A 14,119-nucleotide genomic window follows, 5' to 3' on the forward strand; every position below is an offset into this window, starting at 1 on the left:
TTAATTTTTTTGGATGAGCCATGACCGCTTCCACCGTCACTAACGTCAATGTCGATCCCGCAGAGATCGATAAATTCAGTGCACTGGCATCCCGCTGGTGGGACCCTGACAGCGAGTTCAAACCGCTGCACGCCATCAACCCTTTGCGTCTGGACTGGATTCTGTCCTACACCGGCTCCCTGGCGGGCAAGCAGGTATTAGACGTCGGTTGTGGTGGCGGAATCTTGTCGGAAAGCCTGGCTCAGTCCGGCGCCGACGTCACCGGCATTGACCTGGCCGAGCGCTCCTTGAAGATTGCCCGTTTGCACAGTCTGGAATCGGGCGTACCCGTCAAATACGAGATGATCAGCGCCGAAGACATGGCCGATCAGCACCCTGGTCGTTTTGACGTTGTCACCTGCATGGAAATGCTGGAACATGTCCCCGATCCGGGCTCCATCATTGCGGCCTGCGCCAAACTGGTCAAACCCGGTGGCTGGGTCTTTTTCTCAACCCTGAACCGCAATCCCAAATCTTTCTTGTTTGCCATTGTGGGTGCCGAGTACCTCTTGCGCCTGATTCCCAAGGGCACGCACAGCTATGAGGGCTTCATCAAACCCAGCGAGCTGATTTCCTCGGCCCGCCGCAGTGGTCTGGATGCCCTGGCATTGAAAGGTCTGGAATACAACCCGATTACCGAGCACTATCGCCTGTCTGGCGACACCTCCGTCAACTACCTGCTGGCCAGCCGCCGCCAAAGCTAAGCCCTCATGAATAAACTGGTTCTATTCGATTTTGACGGCACCTTGGCCGACTCTGCTCCGGATCTGGCTGCTACGGCCAATCGCATGCGCAAGGAACATGGCCTGCCTGATTTGCCCTACGAAGCGCTGCGTCCCTATGCCTCGCACGGTGCACGGGGGCTGCTCAAGGTAGCGCTGGATATCAATACCGATCACCCCAACTACGCACAATTGCGAGCGCAGTTCCTGCAGGACTACAACGATCACATGACGGAGCTGACCTATCTGTTTGAGGGCGTAGCCCCCATGCTGAAACAGTTAGAGCAGGCCGGCTACACCTGGGGCATCGTCACCAACAAGCTGGAATACCTGGCCCTGCCCCTGATCCGTCATTTAGGACTGGAAGCGGGTTGCGCAGTCACCGTCGGCGGGGATACTACCCAGCACACCAAACCTCATCCCGCCCCCTTGTTGTATGCCGCCGAGAAAACGGGCTTTGATCCCAAAGACTGCCTGTACGTAGGTGATGATCTGCGCGACATCCAGGCAGGTCAGGCTGCTGGCATGGCCACCATGATTGCCGCCTACGGCTACTGCGCTCAGGACGAGAGCCTGAGCACTTGGCAAGCCGATATGACCGTGCATCACGCCTCTGATATCTGGGAAGGCGTACAACGCTGGGCCAACGGTCAGCTTTCCCGCCCTTCCCCACTAGCCTGCTAAACAGGCTTAAGGCAGCAGCTCCGACAGGCGCTGCTGCATCCACACTGCCGCAGGGGGCAAAGTTTGCCCCTGCCGCCACAGCATCCGCACTGGCAAGGGTGGCAAAACCATCTCCCGGCAATGCAACTGCGCCAGCTTGTTGCGCAAGTTTGCATACTCGGCAATATTCAGGGGCAAAATCGCCCAGCCCAGACTATCGGCCACCATATCGGCAATGACATAAAAGCTGTCTGAGCGCCACACACTGGGGCTGACAACCATTTGCTCTGTCCCTTCAATATGAATCAGCAATTGTCGATGTGCCGTCAGCTCTTTACGGCTGACCTGATGCTGACTGGCAAGCTGGTGCGTACGCGCCACACAAATCGCTTGGGGCACAGCGCCGATATAACTTTGCGCGAATGACGCGGCATCAGCACCGCGATCAAACTGAAAAGCCATATCCGAGCGGCCTTCCTGCACATAGTCCATCACCTCGGAAGCGGTTCCGTTCCAGACCGTTAATTCCAGTGCAGGCCAGCGTTCAGCCAGCTCCTTGAGCAGCAGCCGCAAGGGCTCTTGAGGCAAGGCTTCATCCAGAGCAATTTCCAGTCTGGTCGGTTGCCCTTGCGAGAAATCCAGTGCCCGACGATTCAACACGTCTACCTGACGCAACAGAGCCTTGGCTTCCAGCAGCATGATTTCGCCCGGCACCGTCAGGCTTAACGTTCGTCGTGAACGATCAAACAACTCCAGATTCAGATCCGCTTCCAGCAGGGAAATCGAGGTGCTGACGGCTGACTGCACCTTGCCCAACTCTTTCGCGGCCTGAGTCATGGAGCCAGTTTCTGCCACAGCGACAAAATGTCGAATACGTTCCAGTGTCCAATCCATTTATCTATTTTATAGATGCTAATCAACTTTGACTGTTGATAATATTGATAGATCATACTTGCTTTCCTACCGCTCTGGTCTTTTATGCTGCACAGCTCGATTACCCATCAAGCCCACACTGCTCCCCTATCCCCAAGCCGTCGCTGGTTGATCCTGGCAATTGTGTCGGCAGCTCTTCTACTGATTGTGGTGGACATGACGGTGCTCTACACCGCCCTGCCACGCCTGACCCATGATCTGCAGGCCTCGGCCTCGGACAAGCTGTGGATCATCAACAGCTACGCTCTGGTCGTCTCCGGACTGCTGCTGGGCATGGGCACCCTGGGTGACCGCCTGGGTCACAAGCGCCTGTTCCTGTCGGGTCTGGCCATGTTTGGTCTGGCTTCAGTCGCAGCCGCCTACTCTCCGAACCCAACGGCCTTGATCGCCGCACGCGCCTTTTTAGGTGTGGCAGCGGCCATGATGATGCCCGCCACTTTATCGCTGATACGCATCACCTTTCATGATGAGCGCGAACGTGCGGTGGCCTTCGGTGTCTGGTCTTCTATCGCCTCCGGTGGTGCCGCCTTTGGTCCGGTTCTGGGCGGATTCCTGCTGGAACATTTCTGGTGGGGATCAGTCTTTCTGATCAACGTGCCCATCGTGCTGATCGCGTTGCCTATGGGCTGGATTCTGGTGCCCCGCTCCACGCCAGATGCATCGCGCCCCTGGGATATCAAAGGCTCCTTGCTGATCATGGTGGGCCTGGTAGCCAGCACCCTGGCTATCAAGGAAATGGGCAAGCTGCATACGGATTGGGGTTTGACCGCTGCCGCCCTGCTGATCGGCATCTTGTTTCTGAGCTGGTTTGTCCGTCAACAGAACCGCAGCCCTTTCCCTTTGCTGGACTTTGCCCTGTTCAGGGACGCCACGCTAAGCACCGCCGTACTCTCTGCCTTGACGGCCTCAGCGGCCTTGATCGGTATGGAGCTGGTGTTCAGCCAACGCCTGCAATTGGTACTGGGTTTCTCACCATTGGAAGCGGGCCTGGCCATTATTCCCTTGCCGCTGGCAGCCTTTATAGCCGGCCCCTTGGCCGGGCGCCTGCTGGTCGTCATCGGCAGCAAGCGACTGCTGATTGGCGCCCTGAGCTTGGCGGGAGCAGGCATGGCCGCTTATCTGCTGTGGCATAACAGTGCACAGCCTCTACAAGTGATCAGCCTGGTCATGCTGGGCCTGGGCATCGGTGCGGCCATGACGGCGGCTTCCAGCACTATCATGCAAAGCGTGCCGCCTTCGCGCGCTGGTATGGTGGCCTCGGTCGAGGAAATGTCTTATGAACTGGGTGGTGCGCTGGGCGTGACCATTATGGGTAGCCTGCTGTCCTTCGTATATAGCGCCAGCCTGATCTTGCCACAGGAATTAAGTGACCGCGCCCTGGCCTACGACAGCCTGGATCAGGCCTTATTGATGGCAGAAACCATGCCACAGAATCTGGCTCTGACCTTAAGTGAACTGGCCCGTGACTCTTTTGATAAAGGCTATGTCGCCGTACTGGCCAGTTGTACGGCTTTGCTGGTGATGGCGGCCTTGGCGGTCTGGTACTTCCAACGCAACAACAGCCATCAGAAAGCCCATTAATCTTTCTTCAACAGCGCCAGCTTGTCGGTCTGAGTCGCCCAGTATTCATGATCCGGCAAGGGCGCTTTTTGCTGGCTGATACGCTTCCAGGCCGGGTCCTCGCTCAAGGTCCGGTTCAGCTCCACATAGACCTGCTGCTCGGGCGTCACATCCTGATCACTGACAATCGCCCCCACCGGACACTCGGCCACGCAGATGGAGCAGTCAATGCATTCGTCAGGATGAATGACCAGGAAATTCGGGCCTTCAAAAAAACAATCCATGGGACACACCGTCACACAATCGGTGTACTTGCACTGGATACAGGCTTCCGTCACTACATAGGTCATGAAACAGCTACTTCAACAAATAAAGACGGGGCATAGCATAACAGCTGAGCATGAACATCATGTGATCGCTGTCGGCTATGCCCCGGGTATTCAGCCTAGAGTGGCATATACCACTGCCCCATTAAACAGCGGGCGGTTCGGCGGGTTCGAACTTGAATGGCTGGGCTGGTTTGAAGTGGTCCAGCACTTCACCCATGTAGACCTTGCTTTGCTCCGGCCCCAGATCCAGCTTCATCACTTTGCCGGTTTCTGCCGAAAAATCCGCTTTTTTCATATCCACCCAGAATGCACCGGGTGACAGAACCGAATCAAAATAATACAAACTACGTTGATGGTCGAACACCGTGCGCCAGCGTGTCGAGGAGTTGTTGGGCTGACCGGGCACTGTCATGCCATATGGAGTAGAAGCGTTACGTATCACGCTCAACACACTGGCTACGGCCTTGTCATCACTCAGGTTGCGTGGCACTGCATCAATGTAAAAAGAGGCGCGAGCAAAACGATCTGCAGCACGGCTAGTGCCGGGTAACATGTTCATGCCCCCCACCTGTTGCCAGTAATCCTTGATGGCCAATTGCTGATCAAATGTGGGCGAATTGGTCAGAACCTGATATTTACGACTATGGTGGATGTGTTGCTTACCGTCGATATACTCGATAATCGCACTATCCCCTGTGGCATCCGACATGGACAGGTGCAAAGTTGCCAAGCGATCTTCACCTTTGACCTTGGCAGTAACGACTACAAAGGGATTTTTTTCTAATGCAGCAACCGCTTCGGCCACGGTTGCAAAATTATCCAAGACGTACTGTCCCCACAAAGACATGCTTAAGGTCTTATCGCCTTTTTGAGGCGTGGGATATTGGGACTCCACCAGCCACAGCAAGTTGACGTTCAAACCTTTTTCATTGGCCCCGTCGGTAGAAGCAATGTCATAACCCGACGCAATCACGCTGCCGTATTTCGAGGTCCACTCAATGGACGAGGGGCCAGCTTCGCCAGTACGTTTTTCACCGCGAGGAAAAATCCAGAGGTTGGTGCCGACATCCAGCTTCCAGTCCATGGAACGACCGGTAATCACCTGTCCGTTATCACCCAGAAAAACAGCTCGGGTACACGCCTGAGAGGCCGCAGGCACCAAAGCCAGCCCAACTGCGCATGCCAGCAAAGTACGACGACATTTTTTTAGCAACATCTTTCTCTCCAGAGACGGCTAGCCGCCCAATCAATAAAACAAAAAAACCGACTGCTTACACAGCCGATACATTGGACACGGGTGTAACAAAAACAGGATTAGGACATTGCGTCAAGCCAAGTTAAGTCTTGTGGTGCAAGACCGACAAAAACGGAGCATGAAATCCCTTGTTTTGAGAATAAAAACATTTGCTAACTCATGATCGACCGCAATATTATTTTTTCTTCCTGATCGCCTTGAAACTGCGTTTTTCACTCTGAAAACGTGGGTAGCTGCCTTATCAGCCCGCGTATAAATGAACCAAATAAGATCTCCAAACTACACAGGCCTTTTTCTTGTTTTAAAAAACTTAAAAATAGTCATTCAGATCTGAAAACACAGGCGATGTGTGCTCGAAATCTTTTACCCAGAACTGGAAGATCATTAATTACCAGGAATGGCCAAATCCTATCCGTAGGCACAAGGAACGGCATAATGCCTCGACACGGACTTCAATAACATGCAATAAAAAACAGCCCGTAACGGGCTGTTTTGCAAATTCATCTAAAACTCCAGGCAATCAAAAAACCCCGGCAATCCTGCATAGCTATCCATGAGCTGGTCAATGACATAAGCACTATCACGGGTTTCCAGAGCCAGCAGGTTTTCCCGGTAATCTTCTTCAGCCAAGCCAACGGCTATGCGACCCGGTTCGACACGGGCACCGGCCAGCAGCTCGGACAGCTTGGGGTCCTGCATCGCCTCCAGGGCAGCGCGCAAGGCCAGTTCTTCGTCCGTGAAACCAACTTGTCCGGTGCGATCAGCGTGTAACGCCGCTTGCACTAAGGGCAACAAATTATCAATATCTTGCTTGCTAAGGTAAAACACATGCATGACACGTTCTCCACGGGTTGGTGATCGGCTAGTCCAGCATACCGAAAGACACAAGACTGGCGCTAGTGCACCGTCATTTACAGAATTAAAAAGAGGGGCCATGACAATGATGCGTAAACTCACTTATTCCCGCTGGCTATTATTGGGAATCTTGCCACTGGCCAGTCTGGCTCATGCCCAAGTGAGTGCTCAAGGTCCAGACGCCATGTCCGACAGCACGACTTCGCCACACTATGCCGTGCAGATTACACCCTATGCCTGGATTACCGGCTTGTCGGGTGAGTCCTCCCCCTTCAAACGCGCGCCCTCCCTGGATATAGAAAAGTCCTTTTCAGATGTCCTGCACGATCTGCGTGCCGCGGCCTTTCTGAACGCCTGGGTACGTCGAGACCGCTATGTATTCAACAGTGACCTGCTCTACGTGAACACACGCGAAAGTGAAGTAATAGGTGGTTTGCCTTTGGTCGGTGCTGCAGAAGGGACCGTGGACACACGTCTGTTCATGGCCACATTGCAAGGTGGTTACCGCATCTACGACACTGAACAAGCCAGCCTGGACGCACTGGCCGGTTTTTCGTTTTGGGATATACGCACCCGTGCCCATCTGAGTACGGCTGGCCGAACCCGACATCATCAGGAGAGCTTCAATTGGGTGGACCCCATGATAGGACTGCGTGCGTTCTATCGTTTCACCCCGGAGTTTTCCACTCAAGCCCAGATCCACTTGGGCGGCTTTGGCGTGGGCTCGCGCCTGAGCTATCAAGCTACCTTGACCTTGAACTACGACCTGTCAGAGAACTTCTCCATCGCTGCCGGATACAAGATGCTGGATGTGGACTATCGTCGCTCCGGCCATGTCTTTGACACTCGCATGTCGGGCCCCGTGCTAGGGCTGAGCTGGCGCTACTGACGGCACGTGAAAGGGGGCAGCACCGCCCCCTTTTCACAAGACATCAGGCCATACCATCTACCTGATGCCGTCGCTCCCAGAACCGTGAAGACACTTTTTCAAGCAGATCATCACCGGTTTTAATGACGAACACACCCTTGTCTACTGATACGCCCGCCCTGTCCAGCAAGGGCTGGGCTGCGCCGTTATGACCAATTGCTTTCAAGTGTCCATAGGCGTCGGCTACAAAATCCACTGCCGCCTTGTTAGTGCACAGTTTTGAAGCCTCTTCCTGGGTAAGCAGCAAGGCCACCGCATCAAACAGAACCGAGGGCGCACCCGCAATCTTTTCGTCGGCAGCCAAGTGTGTGCCGTCTGACAGCGTCACCCCCCCTACTTGCGGAGCGATAAGCTTGACGGCCACCCCGGCTTCCTGAGCCCCTGTCAGCAGCATTTCCAGCAAGCCCTTGTCAGCTCCGTCCGTTACCAGAATACCCAGCATCCGACCGGCAATCGGCGACTTCTGGGCCAGTATGGACAAGGCTTTGGAAGGTGCCATGTCGATCGGCTCGCGGGCGGGCTTGGCAGGAGGCGGCAAATCCAGCCCCAATCCCTGAGCCGCTCGTTTGGCCAGATCCTCATCAATGACACGCATGTGCGAGAGCACACGCACACGAACATGATTGAGCTGGACCTTGGACAGTTCAAATACCAGCCCGGCAATCAGATGCTCCTGCTCAACTTCAGTCTGAGAGCGATAAAACAATCGGGCCTGGCTGTAATGATCCGAGAACGACTCAGCCCGTACACGCAGTTTTGCGCCATCGTCTACGGTACTGGGGAAGGTGCGAAAGCCATGCGGCTGCGCGCGCGGTCCGCCCGATTCACCCGCCTCCTCCAGGCTATTGGGCTCGTAGGTCGCACGGCCCTTGGGAACCTGCGTCTGCATCATGCCGTCGCGCTGCATATTACTGAATGGGCAGCGGGGTGCATTGATAGGAATCTGATGAAAGTTGACCGTTCCCAGTCGAGACTTTTGCGTATCCAGGTAGGAGAACAAGCGGCCTTGCAGCAAGGGATCATCCGTAAAGTCGATTCCCGGAATGATGTTGGACGGCAAGAAAGCAACTTGCTCGGTCTCTGCAAAGAAGTTGTCGGGATAACGATCCAGAACCATACGACCCACAATTTTGACGGGCAGACTTTCCTCGGGAATGAGTTTGGTCGCATCCAGCACATCGTAGTCCTGCTTGTCAGCCCACTCCTGATCGAAAACCTGCACACCCAGTTCCCACTCCGGGAAGGCTTCGTTTTGAATCGCCTCGTACAAATCGCGTCGTAGATAATCCGAGTCCGCCCCGGAAATCTTGACCGCCTCATCCCACAGGGTGGACTGCAAGCCCTGCTTGGGTTTCCAATGAAACTTCACAAAGTGCGACTTGCCCTTGGCATTCACAAAACGGAAAGTGTGCACACCAAAGCCCTGCATCATGCGAAAGGACCGTGGCAAGGCTCGATCAGACATCAGCCACATCACGGTATGCAAAGACTCGGGCATCAGGGAGACAAAATCCCAGAATGTGTCATGGGCTGACGCTGCCTGGGGAAAGCCCCGGTCCGCCTCGGGTTTGACGGCATGGATCAGATCCGGGAACTTGATGGCGTCCTGGATAAAAAAAACGGGCATATTGTTGCCCACCAGATCCCAGTTGCCTTGCTCGGTATAGAACTTGACCGCGAAACCACGCACGTCGCGTGGTGTGTCTTTGGAGCCTTTAGAGCCGGCTACCGTTGAGAAACGACAGAACACCGGCACCCGATGTCCTTCCTTTTGAAATACACAGGCCTGGGTCAACTCCGGGATTGCTTGCGTGCATTCAAAATAACCATGTGCTCCTGTGCCGCGAGCATGAACAATGCGCTCCGGTATACGTTCATGGTCGAAATGGAATATTTTCTCGCGCAGGACAAAATCTTCCAACAAGGTCGGGCCACGCGCCCCGAAACGCAAGGAATTCTGATTGTCCGATATCGGTACGCCATGATTGGTCGTCAACTCAGCATGGCCAAACTGATGTAACTCCCCGCCTTGCCCCACGGCATCCTGATTGGTTTTGGCTGCGGATTTTTTAGTCACCATATGTCCTCCAATCAAATCAAACGAAAACCCCGTTCCACTGGGGTGCCCTTGGGAAAAAGCCTAGAAGTTTTAATGACTTGATGTGCGAAGCAATCTCTCAAAACGTAATCAAGCATGTCCACCTTTTTTCGTGACGGAGCTGTAACTGTCTGATGAGCGCTGACATCATGCCCACTTCCTCGCTCTATACTGGGCACGCTTTATCGCCTGCTCAAGCGCGGGCTCCCCGTTTCTTTTTGGAATGATTTCGTGTTTCAAGTCGCTGCCCTCGTTTTTGCCCTTTATGTCGCCTGGCGACTGATCAAACCGCTGAAGATCAAACCCTGGATCAAATGGCTGCTCAGCATCTTGGCCGTCGCCGCCACCTTCCACCACTACACCGTAGCGCTGTTCTGGGGCTCACGGGCCTCACCGGAAATTCCCGCACAAGTCATCATGGTCCTGGGCTGGGCTTTCGGGGCAGTCCTGCTGGCCGCCTGCTTTACCTTGATCACCGATCTGGCAGGTTTACTGATGCGCGTTCTGTACAAGCCAGCCGGGCTGCTTCTGTTGCGCTCCTCTACCTTGCGGGGCATGCTGGGCATCGCAGCGGTCAGCCTGTCCGCACTGGGTGTCTGGCAGGCAGTGCAAGTCCCCGAGCTCAAGTCCATCGAAGTAAAGGTCAAGGGCCTGTCCCCCAAGCTGGATGGTTTCAAGCTGGTGCAACTGACTGATCTGCACGCCAGTCGTCTGCTGCAAGGCCCCTGGATACAAGCCATTGTTGATAAAACACAGGCTTTGAAACCGGACCTGATCGTCATTACTGGTGATCTGGTCGATGGCACGGTGAAAGCGCGCCGCGATGACGTCGCCCCCTTGCAAGCCCTGTCTGCCCCGCAAGGGGTGTGGGTGATTGCAGGCAACCACGAGTACTACACCCAGTACCAGCCCTGGATAGAGCACTTCAACAGCCTTGGGCTACGTATGCTTCTGAACGAGCACAGCATTATTGAACAAGACGATGCTGCTTTTGCTTTGGCTGGCATTACTGACAAGTCGGCAGCCGTGCATGGGCAACCCATGCCCGATGTAGCTGCAGCAGTCGCCGGGATCCCTGCTGGCATGCCCATCATCATGTTGGCCCACCGCCCTGACACCGCCAAGGAAAGCGCAGCGGCCGGCACGGCCTTGCAGTTGTCGGGCCATACCCATGGCGGCCATATTGTGGGCATGCACAAGATCGTGCAGATGGCCAATGATGGCTATGTGGGTGGACTGTATCAAGTAGGGGATATGCAGTTGTACGTCAGCTACGGTGCCGGACTGTGGGCGGGCTTCCCGCTGCGACTGGGGCGCGCCTCAGAAATCACCTTGATTACCTTGCGCGCCTCCTGATTCCCGGACTGGAACCGGAGCATCAAGACACGCTGCGCAGCGCCCGTCGACACAGGCGCTGCACAGCAGCATTATCCGGCGCTTGCATCTGCCATTGGGCACATAGATCATGCACCCACTGCGGCTGATCCTTGGCCGCATCATTCAAGAAATTGGCTACCGAGTCCTGCACATACACACTGCCATCCCGATACAAGAGCTCAAGAATCGGCAACATGCGTTCCGGTTCTTTTTTCAGGATGGCAATATGTGCGCACCACACTCCCCGAGGGCGCAAAGCCTCACACGCAAAGCGACGCAGATATTCCGAGTCTGAGCGCGCCCACTGCTGCAAGCTCTGAATCGACGCATCCAGCTCGGCCACCAAATGAGGACGTACCGCCATCCAGGACCATTCACGCACACCAAAATGCGCATCATCAGCCAAAGGGCGCAGTACCTCCAGGCGCTGAGGCACACTTAAGGATGCACGGGCTCCCACCATAAAGCAGGCCCAGCCCCGCACCACATCAGCCGGGTGATCCGAACAGCGCGTCCAGGCCATCTCGCCATACGTGTCCAGCAAATATTCCCCAATGGCTTTCATGCGCTTGAGAATGCCCAATTGGGCCAGGGTGTCGATGTGCTGTGCACCCTGCTCATCCAAATCCGGAAATACGGTCGCCACCAGCACGCGCTGATCGATGGCCAAGGACTCGGTCAGAGTAAGACCCTGGATTTCCCCTTTGGACAGAGCCAGCAAAATATCAGCCGGTATATCCGCGACCTTGGCATAAGCCTTGCGGTTCTCGATACTCATGACGCGTCTTCTCCACCAGCGGCTTTGTTCAACAAGGCGCTAAGCTGGGTGCACTCCGCCTCGGACAAATGCCGGAACAATTCGCCTATCCACTGGGCGTGAGTTCCTACCAGCGTCCTGGCCAACTCCGCCCCCTGAGGGCTGAGTTTCACCATGACAGAACGCCGATCGGTCTGAGCCGCAAAACGCTGCACCAAGCCCGCTTTCAGCAGCCCATCCACCAGAGTTGTGACAGTCGCCCGCGTCACGCCTGCCCGTTCAGCCAGGATGTGGGAAGGCATCCCGTCGGGTGCTTCCTCCAGCAGGAACAAAAGTACAAAACGGGCCTCACTCAAGCCATGGGGCGCCAACAAGGCGGCGCAGTCCCGATCAATACGGGCAGACAAGGACAGGAGCTGAAAACACAGGGACATGCCCTGAACGTTGACGCCCTTTTGCTGCTCTGCGTGCGAGAGCAAGGCCCGATATTTCGCTTCCAGTTTCATAGTTCGACATCAAATGATTTGATGTCGAATCTTAATATCAGAGCGCTTCAAAAACAAGAAAAATAAAGGAGGGCTGATTTCACATCATGCCAATCCAATCCATAAAGCGGAATATGTCCAGGTAGTAAGGAGCCTATCGACAAAGACAGCCGTTTTTTCGACAAAAGAGTGTCGCCAAAATTCGACAATGCCACATTTTAAGCTTGATGCTTACAAGACAGGCCCACGCATGCGGTAAGGTATAAGGCTGGTCAGGCATCAGCCCTGCACCGTTCATCAGCAGCACACATGGAATCCGATTACCAGCATCATGAATAGCATCAAGAAATCGAGCAAATTGGCGAATGTTTTGTACGATATTCGCGGCCCCATCATGGACCGGGCCAAACAAATGGAAGACGAGGGCCAGCAACTGATCAAGCTCAATATCGGCAACTTGGCGGTATTCGGTTTTGACGCCCCGGAAGAAATCCAGCTCGACATGATCCGCAACCTGCCCAACTCTTCGGGCTACTCGGATAGCAAAGGTATTTTTGCCGCGCGCAAAGCCGTCATGCACTACACCCAGGAACAAGGGATCAAGGGCGTGACGCTGGAAGATATTTACCTGGGCAATGGCGCCTCTGAGCTGATTGCAATGGCCACCAACGCCCTGCTGGACGACGGTGACGAACTGCTCCTGCCCATGCCCGACTATCCGCTGTGGACGGCTGTCACCAGCCTGTCCGGCGGTACACCCGTGCACTACTTGTGTGACGAATCCAAAGGCTGGATTCCGGACCTGGACGATATCCGCTCCAAGATCACCCCACGCACCAAGGGCCTGGTTGTCATCAACCCGAACAACCCCACCGGCGTGCTCTACCCCGACTCGGTGCTACAAGCTCTGGTCGATATTGCTCGCGAATTCAATCTGGTGCTGCTAGCCGACGAGGTCTACGACAAGGTCCTGTTCGACGACATGAAGCACACCGCCATGGCCAGCCTGTCCAACGACGTACTGACCCTGACCTTCAACTCCCTGTCCAAGAGCTACCGCGCATGTGGTTACCGCGCAGGCTGGCTGGTGATTTCGGGCGACAAGAAAGCCGGTGCCGACTACATCGAAGGCCTGAGCATGCTGGCCAATATGAAGCTGTGCGCGAACGTGCCCGGCCAATGGGCCATTCAGACCGCCTTGGGTGGCTATCAAAGCATTAACGATCTGGTATGCGAAGGCGGACGCCTGCGCCGTCAGCGCGATCTGGCTTACGAGCTGATCACCGCGATTCCCGGGGTCAGCTGCGTCATGCCCCACGCTGCCCTGTACATGTTCCCGCGTCTGGATCCCGAGGTTTATCCCATCAAGGACGACCGCCAATTCTTCCTGCAACTGCTGGAAGCCACCCGCGTGATGCTGGTGCAAGGCACGGGCTTTAATTGGCCTCATCCGGATCACTTCCGCATGGTGTTTCTGCCCCACGAGCCGGACCTGCGCGAGGCCATCAACCGCATCGCCAAGTTCCTGAAAGACTACCGTATCAAGCACGGTACAGAACGGCCTGAGTTTGCCCAGGCGACCATTCCAGTCGTAGACAGCGCCGAAGCTGAATAAAAATCGGACTCAATGAAAAAAGCCAAGGATTCATTCTCCTTGGCTTTTTTTCTGGCACTCAAGATACTTGAGTCAATTGCTCCGCAACCCAATCAATAAAGACACGCAGCCGAACATTCGTATGTTTGCTGCGATGAAAAGCCACATACAAGGGCATAGGGTCCATCGTCCAATCCGGGAATAACGCGATCAGGCGCCCTGCTTGCACCGCTTCCTTGGCCAAATACGCCGGCAGGCAAACCAGCCCCAAACCCGCTTCACCCGCTGCCAGATAGGCGTTGCCATCATTCACGGCCAAGCCATAACGGCCTGGCAAAGAAACCCGTTCTTTATCGCGACGCAAGGCATAAGGAAACGGTTTGTTCTGATGCTCCCACAGGTACCCCACCATTCGATGTGCAGACCCGTCCAACTCTTCAGGATGCACAACGGTACCAAACCGCTCCAGATACAAGGGTGCTGCATAGATGGACAGATGCAGCGCCCCCACCCGCTTGGCGATC

At 55.2% G+C, this 14,119-nt stretch carries 14 protein-coding genes; 6 read left to right on the top strand and 8 right to left on the bottom strand.

Annotated elements, in window-relative coordinates; genetic code table 11:
- Nucleotides 1-20: 20 nt before the first annotated feature.
- Entirely contained in the window at nt 21-743 is a 723-nt protein-coding gene (ubiG, locus tag N879_RS07470) for a bifunctional 2-polyprenyl-6-hydroxyphenol methylase/3-demethylubiquinol 3-O-methyltransferase UbiG (protein ID WP_009464176.1), read from the top strand.
- A gap of 6 nt (nt 744-749) precedes the next feature.
- Complete coding sequence (gene gph / locus N879_RS07475; RefSeq protein WP_022983283.1) at nt 750-1,445, top strand: phosphoglycolate phosphatase; 696 nt, start codon at nt 750-752, stop codon at nt 1,443-1,445.
- 6 nt (nt 1,446-1,451) lie between these two features.
- Here the strand turns inward: gph and N879_RS07480 are convergent, their stop codons facing one another.
- The gene (locus tag N879_RS07480) at nt 1,452-2,318 is read right to left on the bottom strand and encodes a LysR family transcriptional regulator (RefSeq protein ID WP_022983284.1); all 867 of its coding nucleotides are present in this window, start codon (nt 2,316-2,318) and stop codon (nt 1,452-1,454) included.
- 84 nt (nt 2,319-2,402) lie between these two features.
- Here N879_RS07480 and N879_RS07485 point away from each other — a divergent pair, with 84 nt between their 5' ends.
- Nucleotides 2,403-3,938, top strand: a complete 1,536-nt coding sequence (locus N879_RS07485) for an MFS transporter (protein WP_022983285.1) — start codon at nt 2,403-2,405, stop codon at nt 3,936-3,938.
- Here N879_RS07485 and fdxA read toward each other — a convergent pair.
- From fdxA to N879_RS07500, 3 genes are all read right to left on the bottom strand, one after another.
- Nucleotides 3,935-4,267: a ferredoxin FdxA gene (gene fdxA, locus N879_RS07490; protein ID WP_009464181.1), complete on the bottom strand. Its 333-nt coding sequence runs from the start codon at nt 4,265-4,267 to the stop codon at nt 3,935-3,937. The genes N879_RS07485 and fdxA overlap by 4 nt on opposite strands.
- Nucleotides 4,268-4,388: 121 nt before the next feature.
- Entirely contained in the window at nt 4,389-5,462 is a 1,074-nt protein-coding gene (locus tag N879_RS07495; RefSeq protein WP_022983286.1) for a linear amide C-N hydrolase, read from the bottom strand.
- A gap of 543 nt (nt 5,463-6,005) precedes the next feature.
- Complete coding sequence (locus N879_RS07500) at nt 6,006-6,335, bottom strand: hypothetical protein (RefSeq protein ID WP_009456315.1); 330 nt, start codon at nt 6,333-6,335, stop codon at nt 6,006-6,008.
- Nucleotides 6,336-6,435: 100 nt separating this feature from the next.
- On the opposite strand from N879_RS07500, the gene N879_RS07505 reads away from it, so the two are divergent.
- Nucleotides 6,436-7,245: a hypothetical protein gene (locus N879_RS07505; protein WP_022983287.1), complete on the top strand. Its 810-nt coding sequence runs from the start codon at nt 6,436-6,438 to the stop codon at nt 7,243-7,245.
- Nucleotides 7,246-7,288: 43 nt separating this feature from the next.
- Here N879_RS07505 and N879_RS07510 read toward each other — a convergent pair whose 3' ends face one another.
- Complete coding sequence (locus N879_RS07510) at nt 7,289-9,364, bottom strand: catalase (protein WP_022983288.1); 2,076 nt, start codon at nt 9,362-9,364, stop codon at nt 7,289-7,291.
- A gap of 249 nt (nt 9,365-9,613) precedes the next feature.
- Here N879_RS07510 and N879_RS07515 point away from each other — a divergent pair, with 249 nt between their 5' ends.
- Complete coding sequence (locus N879_RS07515; protein ID WP_009456311.1) at nt 9,614-10,738, top strand: metallophosphoesterase; 1,125 nt, start codon at nt 9,614-9,616, stop codon at nt 10,736-10,738.
- Nucleotides 10,739-10,760: 22 nt separating this feature from the next.
- On the opposite strand, the gene N879_RS07520 is transcribed toward N879_RS07515, so the two are convergent.
- Nucleotides 10,761-11,537: a DNA alkylation repair protein gene (locus tag N879_RS07520; protein WP_009456309.1), complete on the bottom strand. Its 777-nt coding sequence runs from the start codon at nt 11,535-11,537 to the stop codon at nt 10,761-10,763.
- Nucleotides 11,534-12,022, bottom strand: a complete 489-nt coding sequence (locus tag N879_RS07525; protein WP_022983289.1) for a MarR family winged helix-turn-helix transcriptional regulator — start codon at nt 12,020-12,022, stop codon at nt 11,534-11,536. Before N879_RS07525 ends, N879_RS07520 begins: the two co-directional genes overlap by 4 nt.
- Nucleotides 12,023-12,332: 310 nt before the next feature.
- Here N879_RS07525 and N879_RS07530 point away from each other — a divergent pair, with 310 nt between their 5' ends.
- The gene (locus N879_RS07530) at nt 12,333-13,616 is read left to right on the top strand and encodes a pyridoxal phosphate-dependent aminotransferase (RefSeq protein WP_009456304.1); all 1,284 of its coding nucleotides are present in this window, start codon (nt 12,333-12,335) and stop codon (nt 13,614-13,616) included.
- Nucleotides 13,617-13,674: 58 nt separating this feature from the next.
- On the opposite strand, the gene N879_RS07535 is transcribed toward N879_RS07530, so the two are convergent.
- Nucleotides 13,675-14,119: LysR substrate-binding domain-containing protein (locus N879_RS07535; RefSeq protein ID WP_022983290.1), on the bottom strand; the 445-nt coding region annotated here is incomplete at its 5' end.

Origin of the sequence: Alcaligenes sp. EGD-AK7 (assembly GCF_000465875.3) — a bacterium.
GTDB lineage: Bacteria > Pseudomonadota > Gammaproteobacteria > Burkholderiales > Burkholderiaceae_B > Alcaligenes > Alcaligenes phenolicus.